This window comes from Rhizobium sp. ZX09 (assembly GCF_017357485.1).
In the GTDB taxonomy this organism is placed as follows: Bacteria; Pseudomonadota; Alphaproteobacteria; order Rhizobiales; family Rhizobiaceae; genus Agrobacterium; species Agrobacterium pusense.
The window spans coordinates 1,169,880-1,189,268 of the sequence record NZ_CP031363.1 but is presented as its reverse complement, the minus strand read 5'-3'; the positions used below and the strand labels follow the sequence as shown (position 1 = coordinate 1,189,268).

Genomic DNA, 19,389 nt, shown 5'->3' with positions numbered 1-19,389 from the left:
TCCGGAGATGGGATGAAATTATCGTTTGTAGGTGGGCTTTATGAAGGGCAGGGCGGCGACGGTGACGGGCAGATATTTGCCGCGCACTTCCGCGAAGATCGCCGTGCCGGGAGCGGCGTAAGAAACAGGCACGTAACCCATGGCGACGGGGCCTTCGACCGAAGGACCGAAACCGCCCGAGGTCACTTCGCCGATTTCCGTCTTGCCTTCAGCATCCGCAAAAAGCTTCGAATGGCCACGCACCGGTGCCTTGCCCTCGGGCTTCAGGCCGACGCGGCGGCGCGATGTGCCGTCCTTCAGTTCACCAAGAATGCGTTCCGCGCCCGGGAAACCGCCTTCGCGATCACCGCCGGCGCGGCGCGCCTTCTGGATCGCCCATTCCAGCGAGGCTTCGATGGGGGAGGTCGTGGTGTCGATGTCATTACCGTAAAGGCAAAGGCCTGCTTCCAGGCGCAGGCTGTCACGCGCGCCAAGTCCGATGGCTTCGCAATCGGGATGTTCGAGCAAGGCCCTGGCGATCTCTTCTGCCTTGTCTGCCGGCGCGGAAATTTCAAAGCCGTCTTCACCGGAGTAACCGGAGCGGGAGACGATGCAGGCAACATCGTGCAGCGGCACCTCCTGCACGTCCATGAATTTCATCTCGGAAACGCCCGTCCAGAGTTCGGCCAGTACCTCCTCGGCGCGGGGGCCCTGCAGCGCGACCAAGGCGCGGTCCTCGAGAAGGGTGATTTCGCAGCTGTCTGAAAGATGCGCCTTCATATGGGCGACGTCGGCATCCTTGCAGGCCGCGTTGACGACGACGAAAAGGTGATCGCCGCGATTGGTGATCATCAGATCATCAAGAATGCAGCCCTTGTCGTCGGTGAAGAAACCGTAGCGCTGGCGGCCTTCCTTGAGGCCGAGAATATCAACCGGCACCAGCTTTTCCAGTGCCTGTGCGGCATCGGCGTTGTTGCCGGACTTTGCCTTCACAATCACCTGACCCATATGGGAGACGTCAAAGAGACCGGCTGAGGTGCGGGTTTGAAGATGCTCCTTCAAAACGCCGGCCGGATATTGCACGGGCATGTCGTAACCGGCGAATGGCACCATGCGGGCGCCAAGCGATAGATGCAGGGAATGAAGCGGCGTGGTTTTCAGCGCGGCGGTATCGTCCAAGGACGCCTCCAGGGTTGCGCGAGCAATCGCGCGGGCTCAGGTCGTGGCGCAGATGCGCCGGTTCAAGAGCCCCCTCTGTCCTTGTCGCCTGAGATTGTTATCCCTTCGGCGAGCCGTCCTTATGAAAGGTGGCTTCTCTCCAGAGTTCCGTCGTCATCGCTGGTCCTTTTGCCTGAGAGTTTCCGGGGCGGTTGCTCCTTCGGCACCGCATTGAAGCGGTTTCTCCCAACGATGATGCGACGCTCATTATCTTCGAAGACCCGCTATTGGCAAGGACCAAATGACGCATCTGAACAGATTCTTGCTCCATCTGCGCCATCATCCCTCATCTCTTTCGCAACGACGTTTTGATATTGTCGTTCCGTCATCATTCCAACGAATGGGAATGGCGGTGGAAAGACGCCGTCATTCCGATTTTTTTGCCGGCAGACCCTTGCGTTTCGTTGAGGCAAAATCCTCAAGTTCCTTTTCCGTCATGGACTTCTCCATGCTTTTTGAAGCACCTTTTAAACTGGATTTCTTCGTTTCGCCCCTTTTGGCGGCGAGTGCTGCACCCGCAGCTTTCTGCTGGGCTTTCGATTTGGCAGGCATGTCATGTCTCCCTTGAACGATCCGTGTTGCAGGAAAATGCCGCCTTGCGGCGATTGTTCCTCATACACGTCAAGCCTGCGGCAAAATTCCCCTTTGAAATCGAAGGGAAGCGCGATATCGCATGAGATCATGGGCGCACATCGAAAAAGACGGCTGACAGGGATCGAGAAAATGCTTCGCATTTTCTGTGCAACCCTGATGCTGTCGCTCGGTTTTGCCCACAGGCCCGCGCTTGCCGCAGCCCCCGCAGTCGTGCTCGATGAGAGCTACCGGCTGCCTGATGGCACCTTTGCGGAGATCTGCCTCGGCCATGGCGGCGGGGTGAATGCCTCGCATGCCAAGGAGGGGCCCGCCCATTCGGGCGACGCGATCCTGTTTTGCGAGGCCTGCCTGCTGGCCTCGTCCATTCTTCTTCCGGTCCCCGACAAGGAAAGCTGGCTGAAGACCGAATTTGCCTGGCTTGAGAACCGCCCGTCCACCGATTGGCGTTTCCACCCAGTCCCGACGATCCGCAAACCGGTCGCACGCGGCCCGCCAGCCTTGTCCGCCTGATTTTTCATCTTACAGGATCATCGCCGCCGAACCGGTGGCAAGAAACGGCTGCTTGAACCCGAAGGGCTGGCAGTCGCAGGGACAGACAAATGAAAACCACCAAGATCATCACATCGACCCTTTTTATCGCCGCGGTTTCCACCGCGCAGGCTTTTGCCCACGCCACCTTCGTTGACGGCTCGGCCGAACAGGAAAGCACTGTCGTCGCTGCTCTTCAGGTGCCGCACGGTTGCGAAGGCGGGCTTGCCACGACGGAAGTGCAGATCAAGCTGCCGGAGGGCTTCATTTCCGCCAAGCCGCAGCCGAAGGCCGGCTGGGAGCTGGAGGTCATCAAGGGCGATTACCGGAAGGCCTATAAAAATCACGGCAAGGAGATCAAAAGCGGGCCCGTCGAAATTCGCTGGAAGGGCGGCAATCTGCCGGACGAATTCTACGATACATTTGCCGTGCAGGGGAAGGTTTCCGGCGTCGAGGTGGGGCAGGAACTACCCTTCAAGGTGACACAGCTTTGCGGCGACAAGGGCAAGGTTTCCTGGGATGAAGTGGCTGCAGCTGGTGTCGATCCCCACTCGCTGAAAAATCCCGCGCCGACCATCAAGGTCACCGCCAAAGCCCATGCGGGCGGCCACGATCACGCGGGTATGAGCATGGATATGGATGTCGTGAAGGCTGGCAATCTCGAAGTGTTTGGCGGCGCGACGAAGGCCATGTTGCCGGGCCAGCCCGTCGGTGGCGGTTATGTGACGATCAAGAATGGCGGCGATAGCGACGACAAGCTGATCGGAGTCGAATCGTCTGCCGCCGGACGCGCTGAAATCCATGAAATGGCCATGGTCAATGACGTGATGAAGATGCGCAAGCTGGACGAGGGCATCGTCATTCCCGCCGGTCAGACCGTGGAATTGAAACCCGGCGGCCTGCACATGATGTTCTTCGACGTGAAGAAGCCCTTTGCCGAAGGAGACAAAGTGCCGGTAACGCTGATCTTCGAAAAAGCCGGGAAGGTCGACGTCATACTGTCTGCGGGAGCTGCCAAGGGCGGCGGCGACCATCAACATAATTGACCAATGAAAAGCGGCTACCGGAACGCGTGACAGGTCCGGTAGCCGCAAGATTTCTCATTTGTCCGGTCTATTGTTTCGGCGCCGCGGCGGAAAACGGATGACGCTCGCTTTTGGTGATTTCCGGAAGCCGGGTGTAGATATCTAGAAACTCAACCTGACACCAAGCTGAATGCCACTCCCGCAACGACAGGGTTGAAATCTAACAAGCGACATCAGGATGTCTGTCTATCATCCTGATTCAAAAGAATATCATCTGCTTTTTGGGGGAGGTTGTTTTCCTCGTATGCCTCCACGGCCTGCTCAAGCGTCGCCTGCGGTTCCTGATGCTGGCTGGCGACGGTCAGGAAATAGAGGGTGAGGGCTGGTGGCTTGATCACAGTCATCATGCCGCGAAGCTGGAAGTCGTCGCTGTTCTCGGCCTTGCGCGCGAGTTCGTGAATGGCCTCTTCGACCTCGCTCCGGCGCGGCACGCGCTGTGACGGTTTTACAGCCTCCAGCGCATAGGCTGCCGTGTTCGCAGAAACGGAAAGAACCTGTGTCATCCAACCTCCGGCCATCGTTGCCGACCTTCAAAAATCGCAGGTTAGCATCTGCGTGTTGTTGGAAGGCTAAATCGCGGAGGCGCAATTTAATCGTATTTTAACAGCTGGCAGTGCCCGGCCAAGGGTTTCGCAGGCGGTTTACGTGGTCTAGAAATCTAAGCGGACCGTGAGGTCCGGCCGTTCCCTCCGGAGATAAATGCATGATCAATATAGTCCTCGTCGCAGCGGGCGGCGCAATCGGTTCCGTCTTCCGTTATCTGGTCGGCGTCTGGAGCGTCCGGCTGGCGGGGGTGAATTTCCCCTGGGGAACGCTTACGGTCAACGTGGTGGGTTCTTTCCTGATCGGTCTCCTGGTGGAGCTCGTGGCGCGACGTCTGAATGCCTCGATGGAAATGCGTCTTTTTCTCGTGACCGGCGTGCTCGGCGGTTTCACGACGTTTTCATCTTTTTCGCTCGATGCTGTCTCGCTTTTTGAACGCGGCGCGCTCGGCCTTTCTGCCGTTTACGTTCTTGCGAGCCTTTCGGTTTCCATCGCTGCGGTTTTCGCCGGGCTGGCCTTGGGCCGCAACTTGTTCTAAAGGCTTGATCCAAACGGCGCGCCGAAGAAACGGCTGCGCGATCAGGACAGAGAGACTGGAAAATTTATGGCAGGTATCGAGCATATCAAGGTCGAGGCCGACGAGGCCGGTATGCGCCTCGATCGCTGGTTCAAGATTCACTATCCGGGGCTTGGGTTCGGGCAGTTGCAGAAGCTGCTGCGATCCGGCCAGGTGCGTGTGGATGGCGGCCGGGTGAAGACGGACGCGCGGGTGCAGCCGGGACAGATGGTGCGCGTGCCGCCGGTCGATTCCGATATGAAGACCAAGAGCGGTCCGATCGGCTCTAAGGACCTCAAAAATTCCGCCGATGGCGAGCTGTTGGCACGAATGCTGCTGCATGAAGACGATAAGGTGTTCGTTTTCAATAAGCCTGCTGGCATCGCCGTTCAGGGCGGCTCGGGGGTGACCCGGCACATTGACGGCTTGCTGGAAGCCTGGACCAACCAGAAGGGCGAAAAGCCGCGTCTCGTGCACCGGCTGGATCGTGATACGTCGGGTGTGTTGGTGGTTGCCCGTACCAGAGGTGCCGCGCAAAAACTGACCGCCGCCTTCCGCGAACGCGACACCAAGAAAACCTATTGGGCGCTCGTCAAAGGCGTGCCGCGCAAGCACCAGGACAAGATTTCCACCTGGCTGGTCAAGGAACAGACAATCGACGGAGACCGCATGCGCATCGCCAAGCATGGCGAGGAGGGCGCCGATCACGCCGTGTCCTATTACCGCGTCATCGATACCGCCGCGCAGAACCTCGCCTGGCTGGAAATGGAGCCCTATACCGGCCGCACCCATCAGCTTCGCGTGCACGCGCTGCATATGGGGCACCCGATCATCGGCGATCCCAAATATTACATCGACGATCCAAACTGGGATTTTCCGGGCGGCATCCAGAAGCGCCTGCATCTGCATGCGCGCCATATCGACATTCCGCATCCGAATGGCGGCCGGCTTCGGGTCAGCGCACCCCTGCCGCCGCATATGGTACAGACCTGGAACCTGCTCGGTCTCGACGTGGCCGATGGCGATAGGGAAGACTGACGGCAGATGAAACTTGTTCTTTTCGATTGCGACGGAACGCTGGTGGACAGCGCGGGCCTTATCCATGCCGTCATGGCCGATACGTTCGCCGATTTCGGCAAGCCGCGCCCCGATATCTCCGAAACCAAGGCGATCATCGGTCTGACGCTGGATATCGCCATCGCCCGCATGCTCGGCAAGGCGCATGTGGATGACGAGGTTCAGGCGATGACCCAGCGTTATAAGGAAATCTACCATCCGATCCGTGCACGTCCGGGGATGATCGAGCCGCTTTTCGAGGGCATTGCCCCTCTGATCGACACCCTTTCAAGGCGGGATGACGTGCTGATCGGTGCGGTGACGGGCAAAGGGAGGCGCGGGCTGACCCACATTCTCGAAACCCATGGATTTGCCAGGCACTTCATTGTCTCGCGCACGGCGGATGATTGCCCTTCCAAGCCGCATCCGGCCATGGTGATGGAATGCTGCCATGAAACCGGCATGGTTCCGGCCGATACTGTCGTTATCGGCGACGCGGTCTATGATATGCAGATGGCAAAAGCTGCGGGCGCAAAAGCGATCGGCGTCGCGTGGGGTTATGCGTCCATCGACGAACTCTGGACGGCGGGCGCCGATGCAGTCGTCAGCCACCCGCGTGAAATCCCGGTCTATGTTCCGACCGATAATCCCTAATTGTCCTTTCTACCGACCGATGAGGATGTGCCATGCGTGATCTCCTGAACGACCTTTCAGAAGGCCTGAGCCACCCCGATCCGATCTTGCGCGCGCAGATCCAGATGCAGAAACCGCTGCCCAAGCGGTTCTACAAAGATGTGACGGTCGGCGAGGCGGCGGAGGAAGGCTTCACCATCCTTCTAGACGGTAAGCCGTTGCGCACCCCCGCCAAGAAGCCGTTGGTCGTGCCGTCGAGGTCGCTCGCGGAATTGCTTCGCGATGAATGGGACGCCCAGACCGAGGTCGTCAATCCGGTTGTCATGCCGGTGTCGCGCCACGTGAACACGGCCATCGACGGCGTCGCCAATGATACGCAGGCGGTTTTCGAGGATATATTGCGGTTTTCCTCCTCCGATCTCCTCTGCTACCGCGCTGGTGAACCGGAAGCGCTGGTCGCGCGCCAGACGGACCATTGGGATCCCGTGCTCGACTGGGCGGCCAATGTACTTGGCGCGCGCTTCATTCTGGTGGAGGGAGTCATGCATCGCGACCAGCCGCGGGAGGCCATCACCGCCTTTGCAGTGACGCTGAAAAAATACCATACACCGATCGCGCTCGCGGCACTTCATACCATGACGTCGCTGACAGGGTCTGCCATTCTGGCGCTGGCGCTGGCGGAAGGAGAGCTGAGGCTTGAGGAAGCCTGGGCGCTTGCCCATCTGGATGAAGACTGGACTGCGGAACAATGGGGTGAGGATGAGGAGGCGCTGGAGCGCCGGGCCGTCCGTCTCATCGACATGCGTGCTGCGGTCAATGTTCTGGAGTCTCTGACGAGCGCATCTTAACGCTTTTCTAACCCTGATCGACGATCATCAGGCTACCTCACGTAAGGGGAGCCACAGATTATGACAACCACGCTGAAACGCCTTGGCATCATTGTGCTGGCGTGTTTCATGCTCATGTCTTTCAGGCTTGAACCGGAAGCGACCAGTGCCGATCGGCTGCTTTACGACGTGCGCGGCGCGTTTGTTGCAGCACGACCGGATGTGGCGCCGGCGCTGATGCAGTCCATTCATGCGCAGGTTCAGAATGCGATCAAGACCACAGCACGGGGTGAGACCCGACCGCGCGTGGTGCTGACCATCCGCCTTGCATCCGTCACACGCGGTCCCTTTCTTTTCGGTGAAAAGGCCTCCGCCAAGGTCATCGTGCGGGCCGCCGCCGTGGCCACGGGCGAGGTGATCGCCGAAGCCAAATTCACCGCCACCGTCGTAAGCTTCGATGACGAGGCTTTAGAACAGGAGCTTGCTTATGGCGTTGCCGAGCGGGTGATCCGCGAATTCAGATTGAACCGGCCGGGTCCGACCACGCTGGCGACAGCGCTGTTTCCATAGATTGGACCAAAGGCGTGAGCGGGACTGCGGCAGTCATCAGCGCGCCAGCGCCGGAAACCATCTTCTGCTTTGACAAAGTGCGTCTCGATATTCACATACGTCACGTATCTCAATTGACATGCGTCGTGTAGGTCACTATCTCACATACGAAACGTATGTGAATTGGGCGTCCGGAGTTCTTCTTCCGACGCCACTCAGCCAAAAAGAGAGATGCAAGATGAGCAAACGCGAGGCAATTTTTCCCGCAGACCGGCACGCGCTTTACGAACAGCACGGTTACTCCGCGGCAATTCGGTCGGGTGACCTTCTTTTCGTTTCCGGCCAGGTCGGCAGCCGTGCCGACGGAACGCCCGAACCCGACTTTGAGCGTCAGGTTCGGCTTGCTTTCGAAAATCTCGCGGCCACGCTCAAGGCCGCGGGATGCACGTTCGACGATATTGTCGACGTGACGACGTTCCATACCGACCCGCAGAACCAGTTCGGGACGATCATGGCCGTTAAGCAGGAGATTTTCAGCAAACAGCCTTATCCGAACTGGACCGCCGTCGGCGTCAACTGGCTTGCGGGCTTCGATTTTGAGATCAAGGTGATCGCCCGCATCCCGTGAGATGCGGTGGGCCTAAAGGGGCGGCGTTCGCAGGCGCCGCCCGCTTTGTGTTTGCCGCTTATCCGAGCCGTTCGGCATGCCATTTCAGATGATCGTCCATGAAGGTGGAGATGAAATAATAGGAGTGATCGTAGCGGTCGTGCAGGCGCAGCGTCAGGCCGATATCCGTGCCTTTGATCGCCTCTTCGAACAGCCATGGCCGCAGGCCCTTTTCCAGGAAACTATCGGCCTTGCCCTGATCGATCAGGAATTCGGGAAAACGCGCACCGTCCTCCACCAGTGAGCAGGCGTCGTATTGACGCCATGCTGCCCGGTCCGGTCCCAGATATTTTTCCAGCGCCGGTTCCGACCAGTCAGCGGAGGAGGGAGCCACGATCGGCGCGAAAGCGGAGCAGCTTTTGAACCGTTCGGGGTTTTTCAGGGCGATTGTCATCGCGCCGTGGCCGCCCATTGAGTGGCCGAAAATGCCCTGACGGCTCATATCGGCGCGGAAATGCTGGCCGACCAGTGCAGGCAACTCCTCCGTCACATAGCTGTACATCCGGTAGTGCTCCGACCAGGGTTCCTCGGTCGCGTCGAGATAAAATCCCGCGCCTTTGCCCATCTGCCAGTTGGTCAGTTCATCCGGTACGTCATTGCCGCGCGGACTGGTGTCGGGGCACACGACGATAAGACCAAGTTCGGAAGCCATGCGGCGATATTCGCCCTTCTCCATGACATTGGCGTGGGTGCAGGTGAGGCCGGAGAGATACCACAGGACGGGGCATGGCTCGTGGATTGCCTTCGGCGGTACATAAACCGCAAAGGTCATCTCGCATTTCAGGGTCTCGGATACATGGGAAAATACACCCTGCATGCCACCAAAGGCCGTATTTTGCGACATAATGTTCATGAAGCCATTCCTTTGAAAAAATCCCGGTTCAACCGGCAAGCGAGACTGCGGCATTGACGGCTGCCGCTACCAGAACCGTGTTGAAGAAGAAAGAGACGATGGAGTGCAGCAACGTGACCTTGCGCATGGCGGTCGTGGTCACACCCACGTCCGAGGTCTGCGCCGTCATGCCGATCACCACGGCGAAATAGAGAAAGTCGTAACCGCAGGGCTCTTTGGTCGCGGGGAAGTCCATGCCGCCGCGATGCTGGCGCTTGCCGTCGACCGTGTGCGGACGCCAGTAAAGATGCGCGTAGTGCAGGGCCGTCATGGTGTGGATGGTCAACCAGCCGAAAATCACCGAGGCGAAAGCGATGACCAGCGTCCAGACGGTTTCACCGGTATGGTTGAGCGCCTGAAAAAGGGACACCACGGCGACGGTCACTGCCAGCAGCGTCACGGCGATGATGGCAATTGCGGGGAGATCGTCGCTGTCGGCATGGGCTTTCAAATGCTGCGCCGTCAATTTAGAAAGACGAAAGGCAACCAGCGTCAGATAGGTCAGGAAGAAAGAAACTGCCGCGATTTCTATTGCCACGGAAGGCGCGAGAGCCAATGCAATACCGAGGCCGGAAGCCCCGACAAGAACGGCGATGAAAAAAGGTTGATGGCGGCGATAGGTATTGCTGTTGGAACTGGCCGGGGTCATGGGCTGGGCCTTTCTGCTTGCGGCATCACTTTTTTACACGGCGGCAGAAACGGTCAAGCGTCTCCAGAAAAGCGGATCGATCGCGTGGCGAAAACGCGGCATTATAGCCCTTGCTTTCACCGGTTTCGCGCAGATGTGCACCAAGGTCTCGCATCGCCGTTGCCATGCCGATATTCGACTGGTCGAAAACGCGGCCCGTCGGACCCGTCACCAGTGCGCCTTTGGCAACACAGCGCCCGGCCAGCGGCACATCGGCGGTAACGACGATATCGTTCTCGCCGGCATGATCGGCAATCCAGTCGTCCGCCGCGTCGAAACCGGCGGAAACAATGACATTTCTGACCATGGGGTCGCGCGACGGGCGCAGACCGGAATTGGCAACAAAGGTTACCTCCAGCCCATGCCGCTCCGCGACCCTGAGGATTTCCGGCTTCACTGGACAGGCGTCGGCATCGACGTAGATTTGCGGATTTTGCTGCATGGACACTCTTTTGGATCGTTCTGCCACGCTTCTAAGCGCAAATGCTGCGATTACCAAGCCCGCGATTGGTAAATTGCGGGCGAGGCAAGGGCAGGGCGTGGCGCTTGCGAAGGATCCGGAAATGAATTATGTTCCCCTTATGTTCTTTCCCAAGAGGGTTCCATGCTGGAAGAGTTCATAGTGAGGGCCAAGTCCGCCACATATGTTGGCGGGGGCAACAAATCCGCCACGCCCACTCGCACGGGATCGCATGATCTCGGCTATCGCGACGGAGACTGGCACTATATCGACAGCTATTTCGGCGGAACCGATTTCATCGGTCAAGAGGTCGTCTGGCACCGGGGGACAGCCATGTGGGCGATGAACTATCACGGCCGCATCCTCCGGCCCGATATGATCGACGCCACAACGGCCGGCATGGTCATTCAACGTTCGCTTTCCACGCTCTATCGGGAAGGGCGGTTTCTGGGCGGCTTCACGCACCCGGTGGAGAATTTGGTCTATGTCGACACGAATGCAGGCGAATTCCAGTCGTTCACCGGCGTCGAGCGCATTTATCTCGGACATTTCGAGACGTACCGGCTCGACTATCATGGCGGGATCATAAAGCCATGAAAATTGCGATGATGGGGCAATGATGTTTCGCCGCCCCATCAGGCTTCAAATCAGCCCGGCTGCTTTGTCTTGCGCAGATAGGGAAGAACCGTGTCATAGGAACCAAAACGCGCAATCGCATCCTCATTGGAGACGGCGGCGGTAATGATGACGTCTTCGCCTTGCTTCCAGTTGGCTGGCGTCGCCACCTGGTGTTTCGAGGTCAGCTGGATGGAATCGATGGCGCGGAGGATTTCCTCGAAGTTGCGGCCGGTGGTCATGGGGTAGGTGAGGACCAGCTTGATCTTCTTGTCAGGACCGATGACGAAGACCGAGCGTACGGTGGCGTTATCGGCCGGCGTGCGGCCTTCCGAGCTGTCGCCTGCGCCGGCCGGCAGCATGTCGTAAAGCTTCGCGACCTTCAGGTCCTTATCGCCGATCAGTGGATAATCGACATTGAAGCCAGTGGCGGTGCGGATGTCGTTCTTCCATTTTTCATGGCTTTCGACGGGATCGACCGAGATACCGATGATCTTCACACCGCGCTTTTCGAATTCCGGCTGCAGGCCGCCCATAGCGCCGAGTTCGGTGGTGCAGACCGGCGTAAAATTCTTCGGATGCGAAAACAGGACCGCCCAGCCGTCGCCGATCCAGTCGTGAAAGCTTATCGGACCATGGGTGGTCTCGGCGGTGAAGTCGGGCGCTATATCGTTGATACGCAGGCTCATCTGGTGCTTTCTCCCTAATCATTTGAACTGAAAACTGATGGTGCGGCAATCCGTCTCCAGCGCAGGAGCTTAGAGTTTTTGCGTGAAATGGCCAGCCCTTTAGCGTGTGCCGACAACACGATGCGTTGTTTTCGCTCATTCCGGCGCCTATTGTGACACAACGCCAGGTAACAGAATTGCGCGGGGCAAGTTTGCATGGGGGAGTGATGGAGAACAGCAATGACAATCACCATTACCGCCTTTGAACGCTCGCCCGATGGCGGCAAGGGTCTTGCCCGCGACATGCGTGTCCGCTGGGCACTGGAGGAAGTGGGGCAACCGTATGAGGTTCGCCTTCTTTCCTTCAAGGCGATGCGGGAGCAAGGGCATCTTGCACTTCAGCCCTTCGGGCAGATCCCGACCTATGAGGAGGGCGATCTCGTCCTGTTCGAATCCGGTGCGATAATATTCCACATAGCCGAGCGCCAAGCCGGCCTGTTGCCGCGGGAAGCGAACGCGCGGGCGCGCGCGATCATGTGGATGTTTGCGGCGCTCAGCACCGTGGAACCACCGATAGTCGAGCATTTTGTCGCCGGTTTTGTCGAAAGGGACAAGAGCTGGCATCGTGAACGCCTGGAAATCGTCGATGAACGTATTCGCAAGCGACTTGGCGAACTGTCCCAGCGACTGGGTGAGGGCGAGTGGCTCGACGGCGCGTTCAGCGCCGGCGACCTGTTGATGATATCGGTGCTGCAACGGATAAAAAGCTCGGGCATTCTCGATGAATATGCGAACCTTGCAGCCTATGTGGCGAGAGGCGAGGCGCGTCCCGCCTACCGACGCGCATTTGCCGATCAGCTGGCGGTTTTCAAAGCCGCATCGAACTGATTGATACGCATCGCGAGGGCCCGAACTTCAGGCCCTCGCTGTGTGCTAGCACTCCGCCGTGACAGATTTCCACAAACATGCCGGATCGAGGTCATCGCACCGCTCGATCACGATCCGCGTGCCGTTTTTCACCTGGCGTCGCCATGGATCGGAGGCGTCGCCGTGCGTGCGAATCCGGCCGCCGCGCTGAAGCCTTTGTAGAAGCGACCGCGAAAGCGCGAGCTCAGACGCCAGCAGGCGGTCGAGGCGTATACCGGTCTGGAACGGAACGATGAGATCAATTTCCGCCACGGCCCAATCCGGAGGTTCATCCCGTATCTGTTTCACGATATCGAATTCGGAAAACACGTCGACGCGCGGCGATCTGCGTCTCAACGCCTCGAGATTGAACGTTTCCAACCTTATCCATTGCGGGTCATTGTTCTGCAGCGCCTCGAGAACAGAAGGGCTGATGTCGCGAATAGCCCGCCGCTCAAAGATCGGCCGGTTCCAGCTCCTGTCGCATATCCGGCATCTGTATATGAGCCAGGCATCCAGCTTGCGGCCATTGGCATTGAGGCGGATCTTGCCGCTCGGCTGAAATGGCCTCGCTTCTCCGCATCCGCTGCAGGCAATCCAGGGCTGCGGCGCGGTTTTGGGTGTAACGGTCCACTGGACCCGAAATATATTGCACATAGTCGGTTGGTCTTCCATTCGGAAGTCCACCAAGATGGTGCAGGAGAAAACCCATGCGGGAACGGCGTGGCGGTGTTCTGGAGTGGTGAAGAGCTGAAACAGCATAGCTGCGCACGGCACATTGTAACGATGCCAGACCGGTCTCTTGCCACCACCCGATGAACATGATCATGCGGCGACAGCCGGTGGCTATCCGCACAGGGTGAAACTGGATTGAGACCGGTATTTACTTAGGCAAAGTCTACCTCGATGCGCCAATGCTCTTCGCTAGGAGCAATAACAGATAAACGGCGGCAGATGGAGTCCCTCATAGAAAAGACGACCAAGTTTTTATCTTTGAACGATTTATAATAAATACAATGGCTTGTCGGCCAATATTAAACTCATATCAGAAATGCATTTTACGGGGAAAGGGGAAGGTCTGGCTCAAGCCCAATCTGGACATCGACAGACAGCTGTGCGCATCGTGAATCATGTCGCTGATGCAAGACCTCGAGAAAATTCTGGACACTGTCCTGCCAATCGATCCCAGCTTTCGGCGCATCGAACCGGCAATGATAGACCGCTGCATTTATGATACCCGACGATACGCTTTGGAGGGCTTCAAAGAGGCCTTTCTGTTTTCCGCGATGCGCCTGCTTGCGCTTCCCGACAACGGACACACACGGTTGATCCCGAACGATTCCATTTCGGTGCTCCCGCTGAGGTTTGTAAGCGTTGGAACGGGGGTGCAGTTAACTGACACGGCACTGGAAACAACTGTGCCAAGAGGGGAGCTGATAGCAGTCAACGGCATACCCCTTGGTCAGATTGAAGCCGCCGCAGGGAAATTTCTGGCGGGAACGCGCCAGCGGAAACGGGTGATCGGACCGATTCTCCTCGCATGGCCATATGCATTGGCTCATCTCGGGTTTTCTTCAAAAGAGAGTAGCACTGAATATCGCCTGAAAGGCGAGAATGGGCAGATCACCGACCTGAAAGTGGAGAACCGGCTTACCGTTCCGGCATCGATGCTCTACCCGAGAAACGAGCATGGCAAGGCTGACCCGGCCTGGAAACCTCGGGCATTTGTGGAGATTGAGGACCGGCAGGAGTTTGGGCTTTCAATATTATTGCCGAGTTTCTTCGACCCAAGCGAAAGTGCGCTGCCGAAAGCCATCTCCGCTGCAGCGGAGCGCGTGAGAACCTGCGGGAACAACAAACTCTTGATTGATGTTCGCGGAAACACCGGTGGCGATTTTCTTCAAACTGTGCCCTTGATCGACGCCATCTCTGAAAACGCAGGCAGGCAGGTTGTTGTGCTTGTCGATAAGTTCACGTTTTCTGCAGCGATAGTATTTGTGGCCATTCTCAAACATCGTCTGGGACGTAGGCTCAAGCTCGTCGGGGAAGAAATGGGCGACGGCCTGACGTTTTTTGCCGAGGGAGGGTTGCTCGATTTGCCGACCAGTGGAGCGGTCGTTCGATACTCATCAGCCTTTCACGACTGGGAGAACGGAACCAGCGACGAAACCACACCGGCTGAGATCGCACAGCAAATGGTTCCTGCAGGAAAACTGCATCTCGATTTGGAATGGATCGAAGGGCCTGCCGCTGAGGTTTCACAAGAAGCGTTCCATCAGCGAGTTTTAAAGGTTCTGTGTGATTAGACGAGGGGCCATTTATGCCAGCGAGCGATCTGGCTTCTCTCATCCATGCCGATATTGGGACAGGCGTGTTTCACTGAATGTGCCTTGCAGGAGACAACCCATAGGAACATTTGCAGGTTGACGTCATTCCCGAACCCGCCAGCACGCATACAATAATCGCATAAGATAGAATGTGGAATTTCGGAGGTTTAGTGACAGTGTATTTTCATACACTTGAGTAACCCACGTTACATAATCTGTGTGAACTGATTTGGGTATTCTCGTCAAGGCCCCTAGCACCACGGTACAAAGCTTTTTTTGCTTCCGCTACCGCTCTTAACTCGCGCCGCTTTTCTACTGTCAGGACGCTTTTTGCACACCATTTTATCTCGCGCCCTTTCGGACGACTTCCTCGCGTCAGGAGAGGGTGTAGCAGCTAATGACAGATTTGAATGATAGCGCGCTTCTTTTGTGGTGACAGGCCTATTGACGTTCCTCAAAGGCTGTTTTGGCTTCGCCAATGGCTGACGGGGGAGCGCTAGCGGCTTCGCCGCAATCCTTGCGGACCGCACTGAAAACGTTGCGGGCGCATAGCCCCGCGATGGTTCCATAAGGGTAACTTTATGCGCGGGAGCTTTTATCGACCGCTTCACCGCCATTTGAATGTGCGGATTAGGGCCACGCCTCACAGAAAAGGCGCGAGCGGGCGGGCCTACAGGTCGATTGATATCGTGGGTACGTGAGTTTGAAACCCGGCGAGCCGCCACAGGCGTTCTGTCTCGTACGGGTTGTGACTTGTGGGCTTTATTTTTACGTGCCATCCGGCATCTCCTTCTTGATCATGAGAGTACCACAGCCGCTGACCGGCAGTGGCAGTGAAGTAGCAGTTTGCTTTTTCGCAAAACTGCACGATCGCCCCTTCGAATGGCGGGGCGAGGGGGACAGGCCCCTTCGCTTGACGCTCGTAACGAGGTGCAGCGATTTCAGCCCAATATTCCTCAAGCGTCCCATGGAGGTACGCCCACACGACTTCCGAGCGCGGCGGCTCGTCATTGTGTTTTTCACGCCAAATGTCGATGAAATATTGGAGGAAGTTTTCCGCCGTTTTCCCGGTCATGTGAAATTGCACCGGCTTGGCAGCTTCCCGGAACTGCTTATGCGTTTTGGCGCGAAGCGTCCTGGGGACACGGCGCACATCGGGAAAGTGATACATGAGAGTTTGCGGGGACAGACCCGCATCGAGATATTCATGCGCCAAGCGCTTGAAATACTCATGCCCAAGCGGCGGCTTCTTGGAAACCATCGGCCCCCAGCCTTGCTGCTCTTCGTCAGCGGCCTCCTTAAGGAGATATTTGCAGGCGTATCGAACGGCCTCAGGCGTCGATTTGTCCCAATAGGACCAGCCGTGGGGCCAATGTTTTTCCATGAAGTTTTCTCTAAGTACGTGCTCAGGGACAGGCCCTTGCCAGTACATGATGATGTGCCAATGAGCGCGGCCCTTCATGGAGCCGTATTCGCCTACAACGAAATACCGAACAGGGAACCCATCGGCGCGTAGATACTTCAAGTATTTTTGCACATCGGAGTAAGTCAGCACAGCCGCCCGAATATGATCGATATCGCCCGTTGTGCGATCCTGCCCGTAGGTCAGTGTTACGACATGGGACGCTGTTGCAGTCTTACTTTCGGCAATGTTCCGTCCGACCCAATCGTCAACTTTTGTCTCCCGGCATTGCCAGCATTCGCGACAGGCCACAAAGCCAACATCGCTGATTTTCACCGGATTGATACACATTCGTCTTCGTGTCCTGTCACTAAATGCACCTATTACCAAGGGATGGTGTTCCGCCGCGCCTCCCTCCCTCCTGCGATCTTGGGATCGAGGGAGGGAGGCACGGCTACGCGCCCGCCGCGTTGACGGCGGGTGCGCTTTTCATGCGCCAAAGAGGCTTGGTTAGAGGGAGCGGCCTATGTCTCGCCAGTTGGCGAGTTCCCAGTGGGCCGGATCGTAGAACGCCCAGTCACCGCCCCAAACAACTTGGACGCCCATGGAGGCCGCAACTTCCTTGCCGACATGACCGACAACCTCCCATTGCTTCCGCGTAAGGTCCCATGCCTTCGTGCCGTGCACGATATCAGCGGCAAAGCCGTGATTATGGGCGGACTGACCCGCCTTCGCCTTGCTCAGACCCTTCACATACAACCGCGTTTGCTCTTTATCGTCGCGATACACGCAATGCGCGAACATTGGCACACCGAGTTTTGCGAAACGCTTAATTAGCTTTCGCTCAAATTCGAGCAGGGTCGGATGACCGCGTGAGCGGTCAGCACGATTGTGCTGACCCTTATGACGTTCGCTGAGAAGGAATGATCTATCGATCATCCCCCTCAGTTCCGAGGCGTATTTATCGCCGTCAGACGGAACCACCCGTTCCGGTGGGTCCACCTCCGGTGCTGCCCTGTTGTTCGCCTCCATTCGGGGCAGGGGCAGTTTCGCCGGATTCTTCACCGGCTGCGCTTTGCGCTGGTACCTCTGGGCCACCAGCGCCAGCAACCGTTCCCGGAGCGTTGGAGACGACTGTTTCAGCGGACCTTCCATTTTCTTCCTCCATACGCCGACGCTCAAGCGCGGCTTCAAATTCGTCCGCTTGCTGCGCAAGGCGACGTTCGAGGTTCTGGTTCATGCGGAACATCATTTCTTCAAGTTCCGGGTTCCGATGACGCCGGTTTGCGATCTTGGTGAAAATCACCGGATCGACAATTTCAGAGAACGTCGGCTCAAGATCGGCGCTGACGTAGTGCACGACGCCGGAGCCCTTTTCGGCGTAGACGCGGAACGTTCCGAGGGCGTTGAACTCAATTGTTTCCTGCCCCTGCGGCAAAGCGCAGAGGAAGTTTTCGACCCCATCATTATCAACGATGAAGAACGACGTCGCGGCTTCAAGGTTGAAATCGATACGGACGCGCCTTTCAGCGACATCCGAACCGGCGAAGACGATAGCCTGCTCAGGGGCGAGGGCAGACCAGCGGGAAAGGGAATTAAGCTTCACAACCATCGGAGTTACACCTTTTCAATGCGGTCCTGCGGAGCAACCGCCAGCACCTTTTCATAATCGTCCGTGGCCTCGACCAAATGGCCGCCGAACACAGTGTTTCCTTCGATAAAGAGGTCGCCCTGGGTGACGACTTCGAAGGGGTCTTGATTGGTCACGACAAACGGCTTCGTGTGCATGTTCGTGCACAGATAGAAGTCCGTTGAGAGCGTCGGATTAATGGTTTCGACAGCCCAAATGCGCTGACGGTCTTCATCGAAGCCCGTATTAACCGTGGGGCGGTAAAAACGACCGCCAACACGCGGCGTATCGATATTCCAGCGCCCGTTCAGAGGCTCATACCCGAACGTCGCGTTCGGATTAGCATGCGACGTGTCGATGCGGCTGTTTTTGACGATATCGACCTTTTCAGGATCAAGCGTGTCACGCAGGTACTGCGGAAGGCCGTCCACCGACAAAGTGTTGAGCCATGGGTCTTCCTGCCGCTCAAAAAGCTGGTCAGGAGTGATTTCCGCAACCACCATGATGATGCCGCCCGTGTTAATGCGCGGAAGCTGGATTGACATATCCAAGCCAGTCATGCCGTTGACAACGCTTTCCGTCAGGTTGCCGGCGTCGGAAGCATAACGCTTCGACATGCCGAAAATCGTCTTACGATCAGAAAGCAACATCGGCTGCTTAAACGCCTGATCGGGAATAGAAATCGCGTCCATCAACAGATTGATGATGTGATCATCATGCATGTTGTACTGCTGGCGCAGCTTGGCAAACGCCTGCGTTTTACGTGCCATTTCGATGTTCGACAGTGACACAGTAATGCCGTTCTGCTGCAATTCGGCATACATGCCATCCAGCAGAAGTTCCTGAGTGACGAGCGCACCACGGCTACTCGTCACCACATCTGTACCAGCCTTATGCTCAAGCACGCGAGTAAACCCGTCGCTGGCACCTTTGAGCACCAAACGGTTACCGCCGACATTGTCGCGCAGAGGCATAACCGCGTTCACGACATTGAGCGGAACTTCGCCGTCAATCACCGCCTGATCGAAATCAGGGACGATGTGCGAGAAGCGCTCATGCAACCAGAACGCCGGAGCCAAACCCGTATCGAGCCGATTGCGCAACGTCAAATCCGGCGAACGGTTTTTCGCCCGGAAATTCCAAATTTGATTGTACGCCTCAACATAGGAGGAATTGACCATCTGGTCAGCACGGCCGTGGAGGCCGAGGTAACGATAGATGTCGTTCGAACCGTGAGCGCCGAAGGCGACCTGTTCGATGAAGGGAACAACCTGTTCACCTTCAAGCGGCGGCTTGCCCTCATAGGAGAGGTTGAGCTGGTCCATAGACCCGTTAAAGCGGTCGAGAGCCAGCATGGGAACGAAATACGCCATCACTCGAACGTTGATGGCATTCATGAGGACTTCCGCCGTTTCCATCATTTCAAATGAGAAACGTAGACGGCCAGACCGCACCGCATCTTCACGGAGAACCGGAAACGCGGCGAGGGGAACCATCTTGCCAGCGGGGAGGGACGTAATCCCACGCGCCGAGTGTTTGCGAACTGTGCGGGGCGCAACAAGCGCC

23 protein-coding genes and 1 riboswitch are annotated in these 19,389 nt (G+C 57.4%); of the genes, 11 read left to right on the top strand and 12 right to left on the bottom strand.

Features of this window, described 5'->3' with window-relative positions; all coding sequences use genetic code 11:
- Nucleotides 1-18: 18 nt before the first annotated feature.
- Nucleotides 19-1,158, bottom strand: a complete 1,140-nt coding sequence (gcvT, locus tag BTN45_RS05775) for a glycine cleavage system aminomethyltransferase GcvT (RefSeq protein WP_207589256.1) — start codon at nucleotides 1,156-1,158, stop codon at nucleotides 19-21.
- Between the two features lie 150 nt (nucleotides 1,159-1,308).
- A riboswitch (glycine riboswitch) is annotated at nucleotides 1,309-1,396 on the bottom strand.
- A 167-nt stretch (nucleotides 1,397-1,563) separates the two neighbouring features.
- On the bottom strand, nucleotides 1,564-1,749 hold the full coding sequence (locus tag BTN45_RS05770) for a DUF3008 family protein (RefSeq protein ID WP_006697443.1): 186 nt from the start codon (nucleotides 1,747-1,749) through the stop codon (nucleotides 1,564-1,566).
- A gap of 171 nt (nucleotides 1,750-1,920) precedes the next feature.
- On the opposite strand from BTN45_RS05770, the gene BTN45_RS05765 reads away from it, so the two are divergent.
- On the top strand, nucleotides 1,921-2,301 hold the full coding sequence (locus BTN45_RS05765) for a hypothetical protein (protein ID WP_246698704.1): 381 nt from the start codon (nucleotides 1,921-1,923) through the stop codon (nucleotides 2,299-2,301).
- Between the two features lie 89 nt (nucleotides 2,302-2,390).
- Nucleotides 2,391-3,365, top strand: coding sequence for a copper chaperone PCu(A)C (locus BTN45_RS05760; RefSeq protein ID WP_207589255.1), 975 nt, complete (start codon nucleotides 2,391-2,393; stop codon nucleotides 3,363-3,365).
- A gap of 212 nt (nucleotides 3,366-3,577) precedes the next feature.
- Here BTN45_RS05760 and BTN45_RS05755 read toward each other — a convergent pair whose 3' ends face one another.
- Nucleotides 3,578-3,907 carry a hypothetical protein gene (locus BTN45_RS05755; protein WP_022556168.1) on the bottom strand — a complete coding sequence of 110 codons (330 nt, stop codon included), beginning with the start codon at nucleotides 3,905-3,907 and terminating at the stop codon, nucleotides 3,578-3,580.
- A gap of 200 nt (nucleotides 3,908-4,107) precedes the next feature.
- On the opposite strand from BTN45_RS05755, the gene crcB reads away from it, so the two are divergent.
- From crcB to BTN45_RS05725, 6 genes are all read left to right on the top strand, one after another.
- Nucleotides 4,108-4,485, top strand: a complete 378-nt coding sequence (gene crcB, locus BTN45_RS05750) for a fluoride efflux transporter CrcB (RefSeq protein ID WP_006697447.1) — start codon at nucleotides 4,108-4,110, stop codon at nucleotides 4,483-4,485.
- A gap of 66 nt (nucleotides 4,486-4,551) precedes the next feature.
- Nucleotides 4,552-5,541 (top strand): RluA family pseudouridine synthase, encoded by a 990-nt coding sequence (locus BTN45_RS05745; protein WP_006697448.1) that lies wholly within the window; start codon nucleotides 4,552-4,554, stop codon nucleotides 5,539-5,541.
- Between the two features lie 6 nt (nucleotides 5,542-5,547).
- Nucleotides 5,548-6,213: an HAD family hydrolase gene (locus BTN45_RS05740; protein WP_037092784.1), complete on the top strand. Its 666-nt coding sequence runs from the start codon at nucleotides 5,548-5,550 to the stop codon at nucleotides 6,211-6,213.
- Between the two features lie 32 nt (nucleotides 6,214-6,245).
- On the top strand, nucleotides 6,246-7,040 hold the full coding sequence (locus tag BTN45_RS05735; RefSeq protein WP_207589254.1) for an ATP12 family chaperone protein: 795 nt from the start codon (nucleotides 6,246-6,248) through the stop codon (nucleotides 7,038-7,040).
- Between the two features lie 60 nt (nucleotides 7,041-7,100).
- Nucleotides 7,101-7,589, top strand: a complete 489-nt coding sequence (locus BTN45_RS05730) for a hypothetical protein (protein WP_153775533.1) — start codon at nucleotides 7,101-7,103, stop codon at nucleotides 7,587-7,589.
- 217 nt (nucleotides 7,590-7,806) lie between these two features.
- Nucleotides 7,807-8,196 (top strand): RidA family protein, encoded by a 390-nt coding sequence (locus tag BTN45_RS05725; RefSeq protein WP_004441786.1) that lies wholly within the window; start codon nucleotides 7,807-7,809, stop codon nucleotides 8,194-8,196.
- A 58-nt stretch (nucleotides 8,197-8,254) separates the two neighbouring features.
- On the opposite strand, the gene fghA is transcribed toward BTN45_RS05725, so the two are convergent.
- Genes fghA through BTN45_RS05710 form a run of 3 tightly spaced genes read right to left on the bottom strand, consistent with a single transcriptional unit; the run spans nucleotide 8,255 to nucleotide 10,257 of the window.
- Complete coding sequence (gene fghA, locus BTN45_RS05720; protein ID WP_207589253.1) at nucleotides 8,255-9,088, bottom strand: S-formylglutathione hydrolase; 834 nt, start codon at nucleotides 9,086-9,088, stop codon at nucleotides 8,255-8,257.
- A gap of 28 nt (nucleotides 9,089-9,116) precedes the next feature.
- Nucleotides 9,117-9,776 (bottom strand): DUF1345 domain-containing protein, encoded by a 660-nt coding sequence (locus BTN45_RS05715; RefSeq protein ID WP_004441782.1) that lies wholly within the window; start codon nucleotides 9,774-9,776, stop codon nucleotides 9,117-9,119.
- A 25-nt stretch (nucleotides 9,777-9,801) separates the two neighbouring features.
- Complete coding sequence (locus BTN45_RS05710) at nucleotides 9,802-10,257, bottom strand: YaiI/YqxD family protein (RefSeq protein ID WP_004441780.1); 456 nt, start codon at nucleotides 10,255-10,257, stop codon at nucleotides 9,802-9,804.
- A 162-nt stretch (nucleotides 10,258-10,419) separates the two neighbouring features.
- Here BTN45_RS05710 and BTN45_RS05705 point away from each other — a divergent pair, with 162 nt between their 5' ends.
- A complete protein-coding gene (locus BTN45_RS05705; RefSeq protein ID WP_035208813.1) occupies nucleotides 10,420-10,872 on the top strand; it encodes a DUF5680 domain-containing protein in 453 nt (150 codons plus the stop codon).
- Between the two features lie 50 nt (nucleotides 10,873-10,922).
- On the opposite strand, the gene BTN45_RS05700 is transcribed toward BTN45_RS05705, so the two are convergent.
- The gene (locus tag BTN45_RS05700; RefSeq protein ID WP_037092776.1) at nucleotides 10,923-11,579 is read right to left on the bottom strand and encodes a peroxiredoxin; all 657 of its coding nucleotides are present in this window, start codon (nucleotides 11,577-11,579) and stop codon (nucleotides 10,923-10,925) included.
- Nucleotides 11,580-11,798: 219 nt separating this feature from the next.
- Between BTN45_RS05700 and BTN45_RS05695 the strand changes: the two genes are divergently transcribed.
- The gene (locus tag BTN45_RS05695; RefSeq protein ID WP_207589252.1) at nucleotides 11,799-12,446 is read left to right on the top strand and encodes a glutathione S-transferase family protein; all 648 of its coding nucleotides are present in this window, start codon (nucleotides 11,799-11,801) and stop codon (nucleotides 12,444-12,446) included.
- Nucleotides 12,447-12,491: 45 nt separating this feature from the next.
- Here BTN45_RS05695 and BTN45_RS05690 read toward each other — a convergent pair whose 3' ends face one another.
- The gene (locus BTN45_RS05690) at nucleotides 12,492-13,121 is read right to left on the bottom strand and encodes a DUF1062 domain-containing protein (RefSeq protein WP_246751664.1); all 630 of its coding nucleotides are present in this window, start codon (nucleotides 13,119-13,121) and stop codon (nucleotides 12,492-12,494) included.
- Nucleotides 13,122-13,594: 473 nt separating this feature from the next.
- Here BTN45_RS05690 and BTN45_RS05685 point away from each other — a divergent pair, with 473 nt between their 5' ends.
- Nucleotides 13,595-14,770 (top strand): peptidase S41, encoded by a 1,176-nt coding sequence (locus tag BTN45_RS05685; protein ID WP_207589248.1) that lies wholly within the window; start codon nucleotides 13,595-13,597, stop codon nucleotides 14,768-14,770.
- Between the two features lie 691 nt (nucleotides 14,771-15,461).
- Here BTN45_RS05685 and BTN45_RS05680 read toward each other — a convergent pair.
- The 4 genes from BTN45_RS05680 to BTN45_RS05665 form a co-directional block, all read right to left on the bottom strand.
- Nucleotides 15,462-16,544 (bottom strand): hypothetical protein, encoded by a 1,083-nt coding sequence (locus BTN45_RS05680; protein ID WP_207589246.1) that lies wholly within the window; start codon nucleotides 16,542-16,544, stop codon nucleotides 15,462-15,464.
- A 159-nt stretch (nucleotides 16,545-16,703) separates the two neighbouring features.
- Complete coding sequence (locus tag BTN45_RS05675) at nucleotides 16,704-16,946, bottom strand: M15 family metallopeptidase (protein ID WP_246751682.1); 243 nt, start codon at nucleotides 16,944-16,946, stop codon at nucleotides 16,704-16,706.
- Nucleotides 16,947-17,163: 217 nt separating this feature from the next.
- On the bottom strand, nucleotides 17,164-17,805 hold the full coding sequence (locus tag BTN45_RS05670; RefSeq protein ID WP_207589243.1) for a hypothetical protein: 642 nt from the start codon (nucleotides 17,803-17,805) through the stop codon (nucleotides 17,164-17,166).
- Nucleotides 17,806-17,810: 5 nt separating this feature from the next.
- Nucleotides 17,811-19,220 (bottom strand): hypothetical protein, encoded by a 1,410-nt coding sequence (locus BTN45_RS05665; protein ID WP_207589242.1) that lies wholly within the window; start codon nucleotides 19,218-19,220, stop codon nucleotides 17,811-17,813.
- Nucleotides 19,221-19,389: the final 169 nt, after the last annotated feature.

What these genes read in the sequence shown, in the direction of transcription:
- BTN45_RS05770 (WP_006697443.1), bottom strand. Translation starts at nt 1,749, where the DNA reads ATGCCTGCCAAATCGAAAGCCCAGCAGAAAGCTGCGGGTGCAGCACTC.
- BTN45_RS05765 (WP_246698704.1), top strand. Translation starts at nt 1,921, where the DNA reads ATGCTTCGCATTTTCTGTGCAACCCTGATGCTGTCGCTCGGTTTTGCC.
- BTN45_RS05760 (WP_207589255.1), top strand. Translation starts at nt 2,391, where the DNA reads ATGAAAACCACCAAGATCATCACATCGACCCTTTTTATCGCCGCGGTT.
- BTN45_RS05755 (WP_022556168.1), bottom strand. Translation starts at nt 3,907, where the DNA reads ATGACACAGGTTCTTTCCGTTTCTGCGAACACGGCAGCCTATGCGCTG.
- crcB (WP_006697447.1), top strand. Translation starts at nt 4,108, where the DNA reads ATGATCAATATAGTCCTCGTCGCAGCGGGCGGCGCAATCGGTTCCGTC.
- BTN45_RS05745 (WP_006697448.1), top strand. Translation starts at nt 4,552, where the DNA reads ATGGCAGGTATCGAGCATATCAAGGTCGAGGCCGACGAGGCCGGTATG.
- BTN45_RS05740 (WP_037092784.1), top strand. Translation starts at nt 5,548, where the DNA reads ATGAAACTTGTTCTTTTCGATTGCGACGGAACGCTGGTGGACAGCGCG.
- BTN45_RS05735 (WP_207589254.1), top strand. Translation starts at nt 6,246, where the DNA reads ATGCGTGATCTCCTGAACGACCTTTCAGAAGGCCTGAGCCACCCCGAT.
- BTN45_RS05730 (WP_153775533.1), top strand. Translation starts at nt 7,101, where the DNA reads ATGACAACCACGCTGAAACGCCTTGGCATCATTGTGCTGGCGTGTTTC.
- BTN45_RS05725 (WP_004441786.1), top strand. Translation starts at nt 7,807, where the DNA reads ATGAGCAAACGCGAGGCAATTTTTCCCGCAGACCGGCACGCGCTTTAC.
- fghA (WP_207589253.1), bottom strand. Translation starts at nt 9,088, where the DNA reads ATGAACATTATGTCGCAAAATACGGCCTTTGGTGGCATGCAGGGTGTA.
- BTN45_RS05715 (WP_004441782.1), bottom strand. Translation starts at nt 9,776, where the DNA reads ATGACCCCGGCCAGTTCCAACAGCAATACCTATCGCCGCCATCAACCT.
- BTN45_RS05710 (WP_004441780.1), bottom strand. Translation starts at nt 10,257, where the DNA reads ATGCAGCAAAATCCGCAAATCTACGTCGATGCCGACGCCTGTCCAGTG.
- BTN45_RS05705 (WP_035208813.1), top strand. Translation starts at nt 10,420, where the DNA reads ATGCTGGAAGAGTTCATAGTGAGGGCCAAGTCCGCCACATATGTTGGC.
- BTN45_RS05700 (WP_037092776.1), bottom strand. Translation starts at nt 11,579, where the DNA reads ATGAGCCTGCGTATCAACGATATAGCGCCCGACTTCACCGCCGAGACC.
- BTN45_RS05695 (WP_207589252.1), top strand. Translation starts at nt 11,799, where the DNA reads ATGACAATCACCATTACCGCCTTTGAACGCTCGCCCGATGGCGGCAAG.
- BTN45_RS05690 (WP_246751664.1), bottom strand. Translation starts at nt 13,121, where the DNA reads ATGTGCAATATATTTCGGGTCCAGTGGACCGTTACACCCAAAACCGCG.
- BTN45_RS05685 (WP_207589248.1), top strand. Translation starts at nt 13,595, where the DNA reads ATGTCGCTGATGCAAGACCTCGAGAAAATTCTGGACACTGTCCTGCCA.
- BTN45_RS05680 (WP_207589246.1), bottom strand. Translation starts at nt 16,544, where the DNA reads ATGTGTATCAATCCGGTGAAAATCAGCGATGTTGGCTTTGTGGCCTGT.
- BTN45_RS05670 (WP_207589243.1), bottom strand. Translation starts at nt 17,805, where the DNA reads ATGGTTGTGAAGCTTAATTCCCTTTCCCGCTGGTCTGCCCTCGCCCCT.
- BTN45_RS05665 (WP_207589242.1), bottom strand. Translation starts at nt 19,220, where the DNA reads ATGAATGCCATCAACGTTCGAGTGATGGCGTATTTCGTTCCCATGCTG.